General features: G+C 67.2%; 13 protein-coding genes. 5 read left to right on the top strand and 8 right to left on the bottom strand.

What is annotated here, in order from left to right:
- Nucleotides 1-24: 24 nt before the first annotated feature.
- The 7 genes from HOV77_RS06540 to HOV77_RS06510 form a co-directional block, all read right to left on the bottom strand.
- Nucleotides 25-768, bottom strand: coding sequence for a cupin domain-containing protein (locus tag HOV77_RS06540; protein ID WP_290858947.1), 744 nt, complete (start codon nucleotides 766-768; stop codon nucleotides 25-27).
- Nucleotides 765-1,709 (bottom strand): PmoA family protein, encoded by a 945-nt coding sequence (locus HOV77_RS06535; RefSeq protein ID WP_290858945.1) that lies wholly within the window; start codon nucleotides 1,707-1,709, stop codon nucleotides 765-767. Before HOV77_RS06535 ends, HOV77_RS06540 begins: the two co-directional genes overlap by 4 nt.
- Nucleotides 1,706-2,785: a Gfo/Idh/MocA family oxidoreductase gene (locus tag HOV77_RS06530; RefSeq protein WP_290858943.1), complete on the bottom strand. Its 1,080-nt coding sequence runs from the start codon at nucleotides 2,783-2,785 to the stop codon at nucleotides 1,706-1,708. The genes HOV77_RS06535 and HOV77_RS06530 overlap by 4 nt, the downstream gene beginning before the upstream one ends.
- 74 nt (nucleotides 2,786-2,859) lie before the next feature.
- The gene (locus tag HOV77_RS06525; protein ID WP_290858940.1) at nucleotides 2,860-4,170 is read right to left on the bottom strand and encodes an extracellular solute-binding protein; all 1,311 of its coding nucleotides are present in this window, start codon (nucleotides 4,168-4,170) and stop codon (nucleotides 2,860-2,862) included.
- A gap of 49 nt (nucleotides 4,171-4,219) precedes the next feature.
- A complete protein-coding gene (locus HOV77_RS06520) occupies nucleotides 4,220-5,083 on the bottom strand; it encodes a carbohydrate ABC transporter permease (RefSeq protein WP_290858938.1) in 864 nt (287 codons plus the stop codon).
- Entirely contained in the window at nucleotides 5,076-6,041 is a 966-nt protein-coding gene (locus tag HOV77_RS06515) for a sugar ABC transporter permease (RefSeq protein ID WP_290858936.1), read from the bottom strand. Before HOV77_RS06515 ends, HOV77_RS06520 begins: the two co-directional genes overlap by 8 nt.
- Nucleotides 6,042-6,149: 108 nt before the next feature.
- On the bottom strand, nucleotides 6,150-7,181 hold the full coding sequence (locus HOV77_RS06510) for a LacI family DNA-binding transcriptional regulator (RefSeq protein WP_290858934.1): 1,032 nt from the start codon (nucleotides 7,179-7,181) through the stop codon (nucleotides 6,150-6,152).
- A 100-nt stretch (nucleotides 7,182-7,281) separates the two neighbouring features.
- On the opposite strand from HOV77_RS06510, the gene HOV77_RS06505 reads away from it, so the two are divergent.
- Nucleotides 7,282-8,343: a LacI family DNA-binding transcriptional regulator gene (locus HOV77_RS06505; protein WP_290858932.1), complete on the top strand. Its 1,062-nt coding sequence runs from the start codon at nucleotides 7,282-7,284 to the stop codon at nucleotides 8,341-8,343.
- A gap of 75 nt (nucleotides 8,344-8,418) precedes the next feature.
- On the opposite strand, the gene HOV77_RS06500 is transcribed toward HOV77_RS06505, so the two are convergent.
- Nucleotides 8,419-9,429 (bottom strand): LacI family DNA-binding transcriptional regulator, encoded by a 1,011-nt coding sequence (locus HOV77_RS06500; RefSeq protein ID WP_290858930.1) that lies wholly within the window; start codon nucleotides 9,427-9,429, stop codon nucleotides 8,419-8,421.
- A gap of 216 nt (nucleotides 9,430-9,645) precedes the next feature.
- Here HOV77_RS06500 and HOV77_RS06495 point away from each other — a divergent pair, with 216 nt between their 5' ends.
- The 4 genes from HOV77_RS06495 (at nucleotide 9,646) to HOV77_RS06480 (ending at nucleotide 14,652) form a co-directional block, all read left to right on the top strand.
- Nucleotides 9,646-11,394 (top strand): carbohydrate-binding protein, encoded by a 1,749-nt coding sequence (locus HOV77_RS06495; protein WP_290858927.1) that lies wholly within the window; start codon nucleotides 9,646-9,648, stop codon nucleotides 11,392-11,394.
- 182 nt (nucleotides 11,395-11,576) lie between these two features.
- Nucleotides 11,577-12,866 (top strand): sugar ABC transporter substrate-binding protein, encoded by a 1,290-nt coding sequence (locus HOV77_RS06490; protein WP_290858925.1) that lies wholly within the window; start codon nucleotides 11,577-11,579, stop codon nucleotides 12,864-12,866.
- A complete protein-coding gene (locus tag HOV77_RS06485; protein WP_290858923.1) occupies nucleotides 12,866-13,810 on the top strand; it encodes a sugar ABC transporter permease in 945 nt (314 codons plus the stop codon). Before HOV77_RS06490 ends, HOV77_RS06485 begins: the two co-directional genes overlap by 1 nt.
- A complete protein-coding gene (locus HOV77_RS06480; RefSeq protein ID WP_290858921.1) occupies nucleotides 13,807-14,652 on the top strand; it encodes a carbohydrate ABC transporter permease in 846 nt (281 codons plus the stop codon). The genes HOV77_RS06485 and HOV77_RS06480 overlap by 4 nt, the downstream gene beginning before the upstream one ends.
- Nucleotide 14,653 lies beyond the last annotated feature (1 nt).

Below are 14,653 nucleotides of genomic sequence, written 5' to 3'. Positions count from 1 at the left end.
GGCGTGCTCCTCGGGTGAGATGAGTCAGGGTGATGGGACTCCTGAAAGGACCGTCGGGTGGGTGACGTCGTGGGCGCCGAGGCGACCGCACATCCCCCAGCGCGGCGGGTCGGTGGACGGTGACTCGTAGAGCACCGAGTGACGCAGATGCTCGCCGTTCCCGCGAGCGAGCGCGTCGAGCAGTTGATCGGTGCGGTGGGTCTCCCGTTCGACGGTCGCCGTCCAGGTCTCGCGCCAGCCGGCGATCTTCGGGCGGACGAGGGCGACGGCGGCGGCGTACAGGTCGTGCAGTGGGGTCAAGTCACCTTGCTGGGCGGCGGTGACCAGCTGGGTGAAGCCTTCGACAGCGAGGTCGCGCCGCCGGTAGACGGCGTCGGAGATCGTGGTGGGATCGGCGTCGAGCGGCAACGCCGCGGCTTGGGCGTACGCCGACGGGTCGGCGACGACCTCGGTCGGGAAGGTCATCACCGCGTCGCCGGCCTCGGGCAGTCCGGCGTTCTGCATGATGACCACGACGTGCAGGCGGTCGTGGTTGATCGCCCGGTGAATCGTGCCGGGGGTGAACCAGACGGTCGAACCGGCCCGCAACGGTGTCGCCGTGAACCCCGAGGCGTCCAGCGTGTGCAGCTCACCAGCCCCGGCTACGACCACGTACGCCTCGGTGGACGCGGTATGCAGATGCGGCGTTCCCCCGGCGAGCCCGTCGGCACACTGTCCTTCGTAGACGGACAGCCGCGAGATCGACGTGCCGCCCGGGAACCCGGTCACGCGACCACTCCCCCGCTCGGCGACGCCGGCACGGTTGCCGCGAGCACCGATCGACCCTGCTCGGCCAGGGAGATCGTGCCGCCTACGCCGTGATCGCCGGTGGCGACGACGACGGCGTACCGGAACCGCAGGGTACGCCCGTGCTCCAGGCTCAGCTCCTCGCTGAAGAACGGCGCCGGGCACAGGCAGGCGAACTCCTCGCTGCGGGTGAACCATTGCGGCGGATGCTGCGGATTGTCGGCGTCGTCGATCATGACGATCGTCGAGGAGCGGCCCGATTCGTCGTGGCGGCCCCGGTACGCGAACCAGTCGGCTCGCGTACCCCGCAGGTCGTCGGAGCCGACGCCGTGCGGCGACTGGGCGACGCCACCGGTGAACGAACGCGGTCCGCGCCAGAACAGGCCCCCGTAGCCGGCGTTCTCCCGGCCTTTGGTGGTCGGCGAACCGAAGTCCAGCGTGTCGCCGGACACGTTCGTCATGGCGGTGTCGAAGATCAGCGCCCAGCTGACGTCGTCGAGGACGGTGGCGGTGAGGGCCCGCTGCTCCTCGATGACCTTCTGCCCGGCTTGGGAGATCCAGTCGAGCCGGTGCGCGGCGTCGGCTCGGCCACCGTCGGCCGACAGAGCCGTCATCTCCCGGTGCACGGCGCTGCCGTTGTTGTCCAGCTGCACGTAGAACTGCCCGTGCACGTAGGTGGGACCGCCCCAGAAGTTGTGCTCGCCGACGTGTGGCAACGACCAGGCGATGCCTTTGTGCCACACGTGGTCGTGCGGGCGGAACAACGACACGAGGTCACCGGCCAGCGTGTGGATCGGGTGGAGGTAGGGCTTGGGCGACTCGATCCGGTCGGTGCTGGGTGCGTACACATAGGTGAAAAGCGGAACTTCACCAGCGCGGACGGTGACCGAACGGCCAAGCGCGTGATGCAGGAGCAGGGTCATAGGGTCCGGTTTCCGTTCATCTGCTGGGCGAAGGGATGGTCGGGGCCGATCTGACCGGCGTGAACGCGCTGGCCGGTGAAGGCCGACGCGTAGAGGGCGGCGACGAACTCCATGGTCCGGCGGGTGTCGGCGAGGGTGACCGGCGGCGCGACCCCCGCGTCGAGCGCGTCGTAGACGACGGTGAGCTGCCCCGTGTGGCCGCTCGTCTCGTCGGACAGGGCGGCCGACCACTGCTGCTCGACGGCGGCGTGGCCCGGGGCGGCCGTGACCGTCCAGTCGGCGTCGGAATACCCGTAGAGGTGGTCGAGCTCGACCGTGGCGTATTCGTAGTCGAAGCGCAGCCGGGACGTCTGGCGCGGCGACACGACCGAGTTGACGACAGAGGCGACCGTGCCGTCGGCGAAGGTGACCAACGCCATCGACACGTCTTCGGTGTCGACCTGCCTCGCGCGGCGCGCGGCCACCGCCGTCACCGTCTCCCACGGGCCGAGGATCGACAACAGCAGGTCGAACTGGTGGATGCCGTGCCCCATCGTGGGCCCGCCCCCCTCGGTCTCCCACCGCCCACGCCACGGCACCTCGAAGTAGGCCGCGTCGCGGTACCACTGCGTCTCGCATGTCGCCAGCAGCGACCGGCCCAGCTCACCCGCTCCCGCCAGCTGCCGCAGCCGGGCCGCGCCCGCGCCGAACCGGTGCTGGAAGACGGTCGCGACATGGGCTCCGGACGCCTCTGACGCCGTCGCGAGTGCGTCAAGCTCCGCGAGCGACAGGGTCGGCGGCTTCTCGAGCAGGACCGTGACGCCCGCCTTCAGGCACTCCTGCGCCAGCGCCGCGTGCGACGCCGGGGGCGTGCAGACGTGCACCAGGTCCACCGCTTGGTCGCTGAGCAGGTCGGTCAAGTTCGCGTACACCTGGGGTCCGTCCCAGGTCGCGGCGAACGCGGCCGCGCGGTCGCGGTCTACATCGACGACCGCGGTCAGTTCGGCCCGATCATCGTGTACGCGCACCGCCTGAGCGTGGGCGGTCGCGATCGCGCCGGTCCCCACGATGGCAGTCCGGTATCTCGGCTGTGGCATGAGTGTGTGGAGCTCCTTCGTTCGGTGCGACGGGTGCACCGGCCCCCGTTGCCGGCGCACCCGGGTTCTTGCGGTTAGGAAGCGGCCTTGATCTCGGCTTGCAGCTCGGCGATGAACTTGTCCGCCGCTTGCTGGGGGGTTGCGCGCTCGAACAAGACTTCCTCGGTGTGCCGCTTGAGGATGGCCTCGATGGTGCTCGCGCCGTTCGGCGTGACCCGTGGCGGCTTGCTGACCTTGACTGCGTCGAGGAAATCGGCCGCCGCCTTGTCGGTGCCGGTGAGCTTCGACTTGATCGAGGTGCGGATCGTGGTGTTGGCCGGTACGCCCCGGTCGGTGAGCAGGATGTCGGCGGCCTCCTGGCTGTTGGCGAGGAAGTCGACGAACAACGCGGCCTCGGCGGCGTGCTTGGACCGGGAGGAGATCGACCAGAACATGGACGGCTTGTAATAGGCGGCCGGGGCGGCGGACTTGGCCTCGCCGGGCAGCCGGAGCAGCTTCAGGCTCTTGCCGCTGGCCTTGGTCAGCGAGGTGATCTGGGTGTTCCACCAGGTGCCGAAGACCGACGTGTTGGTGGCGGTCCCGGACTGGTCGAGTCCCGCGCCGGCGCGCTCGATGGTCACCGACGGTTGCGGGGCGGCACCGCTCTTGGCCAAGTCCAGCAAGTATCTCCAGTAGTCGGCGAGCACCTGCGGTGGGATCGCGACGTTGCCCTTGTCGTCGTACAGCGACGCGCCGGCCTGCCGGGCCCAGATGTTGACGCCGCCGGCGTCGAAGCCCCACGACTGCACGCCGGTGATCTTGCCGCCGCCGGTTTGGGAGATCTGCTTGCCGATCGTCTTGAGGTCCTCCCAGGTCCAGGTGGCGTCGTCGGGCATCGGGATGTTGAGCTGCGTCAGCAGGTCGGTGTTGACCACCATGGAGTACGTGCCGAGGCCGACCGGCAGCGCGTACTGTTTGCCGTCGATCGCCCCGGTCGCCAGGGCGTTCGCGTCGAAGTCGGCGGTCTTGAGGTACTTGCCCGTCGTTCCCAGATCGAGCAGGGCGCCACGTTGTGCGTACGAGGCGAGGTAGAGCTCGTCCATCTGGATGATGTCGGGTGCGTCGTTGGCGGCGACGGTGGTGGCCAGGCTGTCCCAGTAGCCGTTCCACTCCTTGAACTCGCCTTTGACGGTGATGGTCGAGTGCGCCTTCTGGAACGCTTCGATGACCTTCTGCGTACGCTGATGGCGGGCGTCCGATCCCCACCAGGTGAAGCGGAGCGTGACCGGGTCTTTGGACAGTTCCGAGCCGGAGTCGCCGCCGGTGCCGCAGGCGTCGAGGGCGGCCACGGTGGGCAGTGCGAGGGCGAGCGCGAGCAGTTCGCGGCGGGTGGGTCTGTAAGGCATCTCGCGTCCTTTCGGGGACGGGGCAGGTGAGCGGAAGAGGGTGTGCGACTTACTTGATCCCGGTCGTGGCGATGCCCTTGACCAGGTAACGCTGGCCGATGAGGAAGGCAAGGAAGATCGGCACCAGCGAGACGACGCTCATCGCGAACATCGAGCCCCACGACGAGTCGACCGTGGAGTCCACGAAGGAACGCAGCGCGACGGGGACGGTGTACATGTTCGGATCGGTGAGGTAGATCAACTGACTGAAGAAGTCGTTCCAGGTCCAGATGAACGTGAAGATGGTCGTCGTGGCCAGGGCCGGGAGCATCAGCGGCAGGATGATCCGCAGGAAGATGCGGGGGTGGCCGGCGCCGTCGATGCGGGCCGCCTCGTCCAGTTCGCGGGGCAGGCCCCGGATGAACTGGACCATGAGGAACACGAAGAACGCATCGGTCGCCAGCATCTTCGGCACGATCAGCGGCAGGAACGTGTTCACCCAGCCGACCTGCGAGAACATGATGTACTGCGGGACGATGATCACGTGGATCGGCAGCATGATCGTGCCGAGCATGATCGCGAACCACCAGCGTTTGCCGGTGAACTCCAGCCGGGCGAAGGCGTACGCCGCCATGGAGCACGACACCAGGTTGCCGATGATGGCGCCGAGCACGACGATCGCCGAGTTGAGCAGATAGTGCCCGAAGGGCGAGGACAGCGCAGTCCAGCCGTCGGTGTAGTTGTGGACCTGGAGCCCGTCCAGTTCGAGACCGGGACTGCGGAAGATCTCGTTGTTCGGCCGCAGCGAGCTGACCACCATCCACAGCACCGGATAGAGCATGATCAGCGCGATCAGGATCAGAGAGGCATGCTTGACGACCGTACGCACGCGACCAGGGCTGTTCGTCGATCGCCGCAGGGAAAGTTCAGTCATGGTAGAAGACCCAATACTTGGCGGCCCAGAAGTTGATGCCGGAGAACCCGGCGATGATGATCAGCAGCAGCCAGGCCAGCGCCGAGGCGTAGCCCATGTCGAAGTTGTTGAAGCCGCGCTGATAGAGGTAGAGCGTGAAGAACAGAGTGGAGTCCGACGGTCCGCCGCTGCCGCCGGATACCACGAACGCCTGGGTGAACGACTGGAACGCGTGGATGATCTGCAGCACCAGATTGAAGAAGACGATGGGTGACAACAGCGGCAGAGTGATCTTGCGGAACTGCATCCACCTGGTGGCGCCGTCGACGGAGGCCGCTTCGTAGTACATGACGGGGATCTGCCGCAGCCCGGCCAGGAAGATCACCATCGGCGCGCCGAACGTCCAGACGTTCAGCACGATCAGCGTGGACAACGCGGTGCTCGGGTCGGAGATCCAGCCGCGTCCTTGCACTCCGACCAGGTCCAACACCTGGTTGACCATTCCCTCGGCACCGAAGATCTGCCGCCACAGGACCGCGATCGCGACGCTGGAGCCCAGCAGCGACGGCAGGTAGAACGCCGAACGGTAGAAGGCCAGCCCGCGCAGTCCCCGGTCGAGCAGCAGCGCTAGACCGAGCGCGCAGCCCAGTTGCAGCGGCACCGACACCAGAACGTACGTGAAGGTCACACCGAGCGCCTGGTGCAGCCGCTCGTCGGACAGCATCCGGCTGAAGTTGTGCAGGCCGCTGAACTTGGCCGGCTGAATCAGGTTGTAGTCGGTGAAGCCCAGCGCCAGCGAGGCGGCGATCGGGCCGAGGGTGATGAGCACGAGGCCGGCGAACCACGGCAGCAGGAACAGCGCCGCCGCCTTGTTGTCACGGTTGCGCCGCGAGCGCGCGGGCGTTCGAAACGACTTGTCGTCCCGGTTGCGCCGCGGGCGCGCGGGCGCTCGAAGCCGAGGCGTGTTCAGGCCTGACACCCAGCCCTCCTAAGGTGGATTCCCGCGAGTGGGAAAACGTATTCCGGAGTCTGCATGCCGACGGCTGCGGCGTCAAGACCCCGATGCGCTCGGGCCGGTTCCGCCGATTCAGCGACTGACGGTGCTCTCGCGGACTACGAGCGTGCCGCCCACGGTCTGGCGGACCGGGCCGCCAGGCGACGGCGCGAGCGCCATCCGAATCGACTCCGCGCCGATGTCGGCCAACGGCAGGGCGATCGTGGTCAGCCGCGGGGTGAGGTCTTCGGCGAGCGGGATGTCGTCGAAGCCCGTCAGCGACAGCCGCGCGGGCACATCGACGCCCGCCGCCCGCAAAGCGGTCAACGCGCCGATCGCGATGAGGTCGTTCGCGGCGACGATCGCGTCGGTATCGCCCAGGCCTCGCTCCAGCAGCAGCCTCACAGCGTCCAGACCGCCTTGCCGGCTGACCTCGCAGTTCTCGATGCGGATGTCCTGGATGTCGAGGCCTCCGGCCAGCAGGCCTTCCACGAATCCCGACGTACGCGACGACACGTTCATCCGGTCGCGAGCCCCGGCGAGGACCACGACCCGGCGGTGACCGGTCGCCGCCACGTGCTCGCCCATGAGCCGGGCCGATCCCCGGTCATCGACGCTGATCGAGTCGAACGGCATGTCGGTGACCCCGAAGATCACCACCCGGCCACCTTGCTGCTGGTACGCGAGCAACTCGTCGAGCAGCCGGCCCCCGGCCGACTGCGCCAGGATCCGCGCCGAGGTCAGCACCAGAGCGCGCGGACGGAAGGCGCACAGCGTCCGGACGGTCTCGTACTGCCGCTCCGGGGTTCCCCGGGTCGAGGAGACCGTCACGAACGCGCCGACGGTCCGCGCCTGGCGCTCCATCGCCGCGACCACCAGGCCGATCGACGGGGTCGTGAGGTCGTCGGCGACCAGCGCGACGGTGTCGGTCTCGCGTCGCATCGCGCGGGCGGACAAATCCGACACGTACCGCAGCGAGGCCGCCGCCGCGAGCACCTTACGCTCGTATTCCGGCGCGACCCGGCGAGAGCTGCCACCCAGCACACGCGAGGCGGTGGCCAGCGAGACGCCGGCGGCAGCCGCCACGTCGTGCAAGGTGACCGTCGGCCTGGATGGATGCGGCACGCGCAAAGAATATCCGCACGCCGGAGAGCCGGCGACAAACGTTTCCAGCATCGCCTCGGACGGCGTCAAACCAGCCAGCCGCCGATGGCACAATGGCGGCGTGGAGGACGCAGCCCCGCCAGCGGTGGGCCGCCGGCGTGTGACGCTGCACGACGTCGCGCGCGAGGCGGGCGTGTCCTATGCGACCGCGTCCCGGGCGCTCAACGGCAGCGATCGCGTCGTCCGCGCCGAGTACGCCGACCGGGTCAAGGCCGCCGCGCAGAAGCTGGGGTACGCGCCGCATCTGTCCGCCCAGGCGATCGCACGTGGCTCGACCAGCACCGTCGCACTGGTGGTCAGCGACGTCGAGGATCCGTACTTCTCCTCGATCGCGGCCGGAGTGACCGAGGCAGCCGAGGCCACCGGCCTCATCGTGACGATGGCCGTCGCCGACCGGTCGCCCGACCTCGAGCTGCAGATCGTGCGGACACTGCGCGGCCAGCGACCCCGAGCCGTCCTCATCGCCGGGAGCCGCATAGCGGGGACCGACACCCGGGCGGCGCTCATCGAGGAACTGATGGCGTATCAGGCGGCTGGTGGGCGGGTGGTGGTGATCAGCCAAGACGACCTGCCGTTCGACACCCTGGCGATCGACAACCGCGGCGGCGCTCGTAGCCTCGCCATCGCGCTGGCCGAACGCGGCTACCACAGATTCGCCATGCTGCACGCCGCCGACGCCATTCGCACCTCGCACGACCGCCGCACCGGGTTCACCGATGGACTGCGGGAGGCCGGTCTAACGGTGGACGCCGATCGGTCGATCGAGGTCGCTTTCACTCGCGAAGGGGGAATCGAGGGCGTACGCGAATTGGCGCGGCGCGGCCTGGACGACGTCGAAGTGATCTTCGCGGCCAACGACATGATGGCGATCGGCGCGATGACGGCGCTGCGTGACGCCGGGCGCATCCCGGGAACCGACATCGGCGTAGCCGGATTCGACGACATCGGCTCGGCGCTCGACGTCTCGCCCGCGCTGTCGACGGTACGCGTACCGCTGCGCGAAGTGGGGCTCCAAGCGTTGCAGATGGCGCTGTCCGGTCAGGAGCACGGAGCCGTGGCGGTTGCGACGCAGGTCGTTCTGCGCGACAGCACCCCGGATCGCCGGGAGATCACGCCCGCTTGAAGGCCCCTGCCACCTTGGATCGTTTCAATTAGGCATTCGAAATCGGGCCCCGCCGGTTCGGCGATCCGCCCGGTTTCACTGCACGCGCGGCCGGACCGAGTCGCGGATGACCAGGTGCGTACCGAGGACGACATGCGGCGGCTCGCCGCCCTGGCCCGCGTGTTCCAGTGCGAGACGCACGGCGATCCGGCCGATCTCCTCGTGCGGCAGGTGCACGGTGGTCAGCCCGATGTCCGGCGACGGCGGCAGATCGTCGAACCCGACCATCGACACGTCGCGTGGAACCTGTATGCCGTGCTCGGCCATCGCCCGGTGAGCGCCACCGGCGATGAGATCGTTGATGGCGAAGACGGCGGTGAAGTCGGGCGGCCCGGCGAGCAGCCGTTGCTTCATCATGCGGTAGCCCTCGTTCCACTCCATCATGCCCTCGACCTCGAGTCCGGGATCCAGCGGCAGCCCGTACGCCGTGAGGGCCTTGCGATACCCGTCGAGCCGTCCTTCGGCGGTGGTGTAGCCCGGGCGGCGGCCCAGAAACAAGATGCGCTCGTGGCCAGCGGACAGCAGGTGGCTGGTGGCCGCGAACGCACCACCGGCGTTGTCGTACTCCACAACGACCGCGGGCACGTCCGGGCCGAGCGGCCGACGTCCACACAGGACGAGCCGTGAACCCACGGCGCTGAGCGCCTGCGCGTACTGGCGCATCCGGTCTCGATAGTCGTCGTCGGCCACGACGTTGCCCACGAGGATGACGGCTTCGGCGTTCTGCTCACGCATGTGCTTGACCATCGCGAGCTCGCGTTTCGGGTCGCCGCCCGTCGTGCCGATCAGGCACAGTCTGCCTTCGGCGGTCGCCTGCGCCTCCACACCCTGAGCGACGTGGGCGTAGTGCGGCGAGATCACCGAGTTGATCACGATGGCCACGGATCTGCTGGCAGTTCCGGCGAGGCTGCGGGCATGTGCGTTGGCGACGTAGTCCAGCTCTTCCGCCGCCCGTAGTACCCGGGCCCGTGTAGCAGGCGAAGCCGGATAGGTGCCGGTGAGGATTCGGGAGACGGTCGCGACCGATACCCCGGCCAGGGCGGCCACCTCACGGATGGTCGATCGCCGGCTGCCCTCGGGTTGGCTCGCGCGCCGCATCATCAGCCCTGCCGCAGAAAGTTTCCGAAAACGGATACAGAAAGGATGGTGCTCCCCGGCGGCAGCGTCAAGACCTTCTTGTTGACATCGACCTATGTCGAGATCTACCTTCCTGATGGCAGAAATGTTAAAGCGTTTGCACACCCCTTCCTGAGTGGAGTGCTCATGAACCTGCTTCCGCGTCGCGGTCTACGGATCAACCCCCGCTCGACGGCCTTGTCCTTGGCGATCGTCATGATCGGCGCGGCCGGAGCGTTCGCGTCGCCGGCCCAGGCGGCCGGCCAGCTCTATTACGTGTCACCCAGCGGCAACGACGGCGCTGCCGGCACGCAGTCCGCCCCGTGGGCATCGATCGCCCATGCGCAGGCGGTCGCGCAGCCCGGTGACACGGTCTACTTCCGCGGCGGCACCTATGCGTACGTCCGCGCCAACAGCAGCTGCACAAGTCAGACCGCCAGAGTCGACGCGATCACCCTGAACAAGAGCGGCACCTCCGGCAGCCCGATCCGCTATTGGGCGTACCCGGGCGAACGGCCCGTCTTCGACTTCTCCGGTGTACGCGACGACTGCCGGATCAAGGGATTCGACGTGACCGGGAGCTACCTTCATCTCAAGGGCCTCGAGGTCACCGGGGTGCGCCAGAACAACGATCTGAACCACGAATCCTGGGGGATCTGGATCTCCGGGAACAACAACGTCTTCGAGCTGATCAACACCCATCACCACATGGGACCGGGGCTTTTCATCAGCGGCGGAGCCGCAAACCTCGTCCTCAACTCGGACTCCCACGACAACTTCGACTCCCGCAGTTCCAACGGCGCGGGCGAGAGCGCGGACGGGTTCGGCTCGCACTACACCCCGGCCGGGCAGGCGCCGAACGTGTTCCGAGGCTGCCGTGCCTGGTGGAACTCCGACGACGGCTTCGATCTCATCCACACGTATTCCTCGGTGATCATCGAGAACTCATGGGCGTGGCGGAACGGCTACATCCCGGGGACGACGACGAGCTCCGGCAACGGCAACGGCTTCAAGATGGGCGGCTTCGGCGGCGCCTACGACGCCGGCGCGGTCAAACACACCGTCCGCTTCTCGGTCGCGTTCGGAAACAAGGCGGCCGGTTTCTACTCCAACCACCATCCCGTGGCCAACGACTACTTCAACAACACCGGCTTCGGCAACCACCCCAGTTTCGACATGCTGGGTGTCGACTCGAACGGCGCAGCCGTCGGACGCGGGAATCTGCGCAACAACATCGCGTACACCGGCACGCTGACGTCGAACATGACCGGCACCAGCTCGGCGTACAACTCCTGGGATCTGGGCATCGCCCTGTCCGACTCCCAATTCCAGAGCGTGTCGACCTCCGGCTGGGACGCACCCCGCCAGGCGGACGGCAGCCTGCCCGGACTCCCCCACCTGCGGCTGGCCGCCAGCAGCACAATGATCGACAAAGGCACGAACGTCGGCCTGCCGTACACCGGGGCCGCGCCCGATCTCGGCGCCTTCGAGACGGCGACCAGCACCGCATCGCAACGCTACGAGGCGGAAACCGCCCCGGCGACCTGCCACGGCACCATCGACTCCAACTACGCCGGCTTCTCCGGCAGCGGATTCTGCAACGGCAGCAACGCCGTCGGCGCGTACGCCCAGTTCGCGGTGAACGCCTCAGCCACGGGCACGGCGACACTGACGATCGGATTCGCGAACGGATCCACCGCCGGCCGATCCGTCAACCTGTCCGTCAACGGGTCCACTATCACCACGGTGGTGTTCGAGCCGACCGGCAGCTGGGCGGCCTGGCTCACGAAGACCCTGACAGTTCCGCTGACCAGCGGCGGAAACACCGTCCGGCTCGATCCGACGACGGCGGCCGGACTGCCCAACGTGGACTATCTCGACGTGCGACCGGCTTAGCACGACGTATAACAGTTATCAACGCGCCCGAGTACGCACTTGACACATATAAGACCTTGAGTGAATCTGTGAGCGCTCACAGAACGTCTTCCACTCCCCCGATTAGGAGACCCGTGATGCTCGATAGACCCCTCAGCCGTCGCGGCCTGCTGTCTGGTACCGCTTTAGTTGCGGGCAGCGCTGTGGCAGCGCCGTTGATGGCGGCGTGCGACGCCGGTTCCGGCGGCTCGCACGGCGACGGCAAGACGGTGACGCTGACCGTGATGTACAAGAACAACGAGCTGACCAAGGAGCACGTCGCCGGCTTCGAGGCCAAGAACCCAGGCATCAAGATCGATTTAATCGAGTACGACGGCACACGGCTCAACGCGATGCTCGCCTCCAACGAGCCACCCGATTTCGTTCGCGGAGCGGCGGTCGGCAGTGCGAGCGGCAACGCGCAGAAGCTGGCCACCAACCTGGATCCGTATCTGGACAAGAGCTCCGTGCTGAAGAAGGACGACCTGCTTCCGGCCAACGACAGCTTCCGGTGGGACGGCAAACAGATCGGCCAGGGACCGTACTACGGCATCGTCAAGGACTGGAGCCAGGACGCCACGCTCTGGTACAACCAGGCGCTGTTCGCGGAAGCCAAGATCAAGATGCTCAGCACCACCGAGCCGATCTCCTACGACGAACTGCTGGAGATCGGCAAGAAGCTGACGAAGAAGACCGGCGGCAAGACACAGGTCTACGGACTCGGCGTGGAATGGGCCTGGAACCTGTGGGCGCCCATCTCGATGATGATCGTCCAGCAGGGTGGCCTGCTCTACAACACGGATCAGACCGAGACTGACATGACCACACCCCAGGCGGTGCGGGCGCTGCGGTGGTACGTCGAGTTCGCGCGCGCCGGCGTCGGGCCGACCTCGCTCGATCCGGCTCCGGACGGGGCGGACCTGTCGCTGTTCCTCGCCCAGCGCATGGCGATCACCCAGGACGGCTACTGGTACGGGGGCAACTTCGCCAAGGAGTCCGACGCGGTCAGGAATTCCATCGCCATGGCCCCCGCGCCGGTGATGGGCGACAAACGGATCAGCCCCACGTACGCGGGCTGGGGCGCGTACATCCCGGCGAAGGCCAAGCACAAGGACGAGGCGTGGAAGCTCATGGAGTACTTCATGGCCGGACCGCCGTCGGAGGAGCGCGCCAAGAGCGGCTGGGGCATTCCGGCGCTGAAGTCACAGCTTTCCCTGATGCCGCAGCAGCTGGCGTACCAGAAGCAGGTCTACCAGACGCAGCAGGCCGAGCTGCAGTACGCCGGGCAGCTGCCCGATTCGCCTTACGTGGGCGCTGCCGGGGCGTGGAATCCCGTGCTCGACAAGCACCTTCAACGCGCTATCAAGAACGAGATCACCGTTGAGGCGGCCGGGAAGGCGATCACCGACGACATGAACAAGCTGCTTAAGCAGGGCAAGGACCAGATCGGCTGATGGTCGCGACAGCATCGCCCGCGACGAGGCGCGGCTGGAGGCGGTACTCCAGCCGCACCTTCTACCTGTTCGTCGCGCCCTGGGTTCTCGGCTTCGGCCTGCTCACTGCCCTGCCGCTCGTGTACGCGTTGGGGATCAGCCTGACCAACTTCAACGGTGTCAGCGACCGGTGGCGCTGGGTGGGCCTGCGCAACTACGCCGAGCTGCTCGGCGACACCGACGCCATCGCGAGTCTGCTCCGCACCCTCGCCTACACTGCCATCGCGGTGCCGCTCACCGTAGGCGGCGGGCTCGGCTTGGCAGTGCTGCTGAACCGGCGGCTCAAGGCGGTCGGCCTCTTCCGGACGATCTTCTTCCTGCCCTCGGTCGTCCCCGTGGTCGCCATGGCGATCATGTGGAAGCTGATCTTCAACCGGGACGCCGGAATTCTCAACGCAATCCTGGAGAAGATCAGCGTCACCCCGATCTCCTGGCTGGTCGATCCGAACGCGTTCTACGCGCTGATCATCCTCACCTTGTGGGGACTCGGCGGCGGCATGGTGATCATGCTCGCCGCGCTGCAAGGCGTACCGTCCGAACTGGAGGAGGCGGCGCTCGTCGACGGGGCCAGCCGGTGGCGCGTGTTCCGGCACATCACCGTGCCGATGATCTCCCCGGTCATCTTCTTCCAGGTCGTCACCGGCGTCATCGCATCGTTCCAGGTCATCATCCAGCCGCTGCTGCTGGCCCAGACCAACCAGGTCGGCCGGGTCGCGGAGGTGCCACAGAGCACCCATCTGTTCATGGTGCAGGTGTATCAGGAGTTCTTCTCCGGCAACCGATACGGATACGGCTCTGCGATGCTGTGGATGTTCTTCCTCGTCATCCTGGCGGTCACGCTCGTCGTCCTGCGGTCCAGCCGGCTATGGGTGTACTACGAGGTAGACGGCGAGGCGGACCGATGACCCTCACGCGGCGACCGCGGCCTACGGCCGGCGTCACGGGCACCTATCTGCTGCTGATGACGCTCGCCGTGGTGTTCGCCGGCCCGTTCGCCTGGCTTGTGCTGGCGGCGTTGAAGACGAAGACCGAGTGGGTGGCGATTCCGGCGAAGATGCTCCCCGAGACCCCACGCTGGGACAACTTCACGGCGGCCCTCACCGAGATCAACTTCCCGGCGTACCTCGGCAACTCGCTGTTCCTGTCGTTCCTGTACGCGACCCTGGTGACCCTGTCCAGCGCGGCAGTCGGGTTCGGCTTCGCCCGCCTACGGGGGTTCGGCAAACGGCCCCTGTTCGTGGTGCTGCTGTCGACGATGATGCTGCCCCAGATCCTCACCCTGATTCCCACGTACGTTCTGTTCGCCCGCGCCGGACTGGTCAACACCTACTGGCCCTGGGTCTTGTGGGGCCTAGCCGGATCCCCTTATCTGGTGTTCCTGTTCCGGCAGTTCTTCGCCGCGATCCCCACCGAACTCGAGGACGCGGCGATCATCGACGGCTGCGGGTACGCCCGCATCTTCCTGCGGATCTTCCTGCCGTTGTCCAAGCCGGTGCTGCTGACGTCCTTCGTGCTCTCATTCACCTGGATCTGGGGCGATTACATCGCACCGGCCCTGTTCCTGGACCCGGACCACACCACGCTGGCGGTCGCCATCTCCGCGTTCTACCTCGATCCCCATGGAAATCCCGACGACACCGTGCAGGCGGCCGCAGCGGCCCTCTACGTGGTTCCGGTGCTGGCGGTCTTCCTGTTCGCCCAGCGCTATTTCATCCGGGGAATCGTCAGCTCAGGATTGAAGGGATGAC

The sequence above is a fragment of the Hamadaea sp. genome (assembly GCF_013362815.1).
Lineage (GTDB): Bacteria > Actinomycetota > Actinomycetes > Mycobacteriales > Micromonosporaceae > Hamadaea.
The sequence above is the reverse complement of the archived record's forward strand: the minus strand, read 5'-3'. Positions and strand labels throughout refer to the sequence as shown.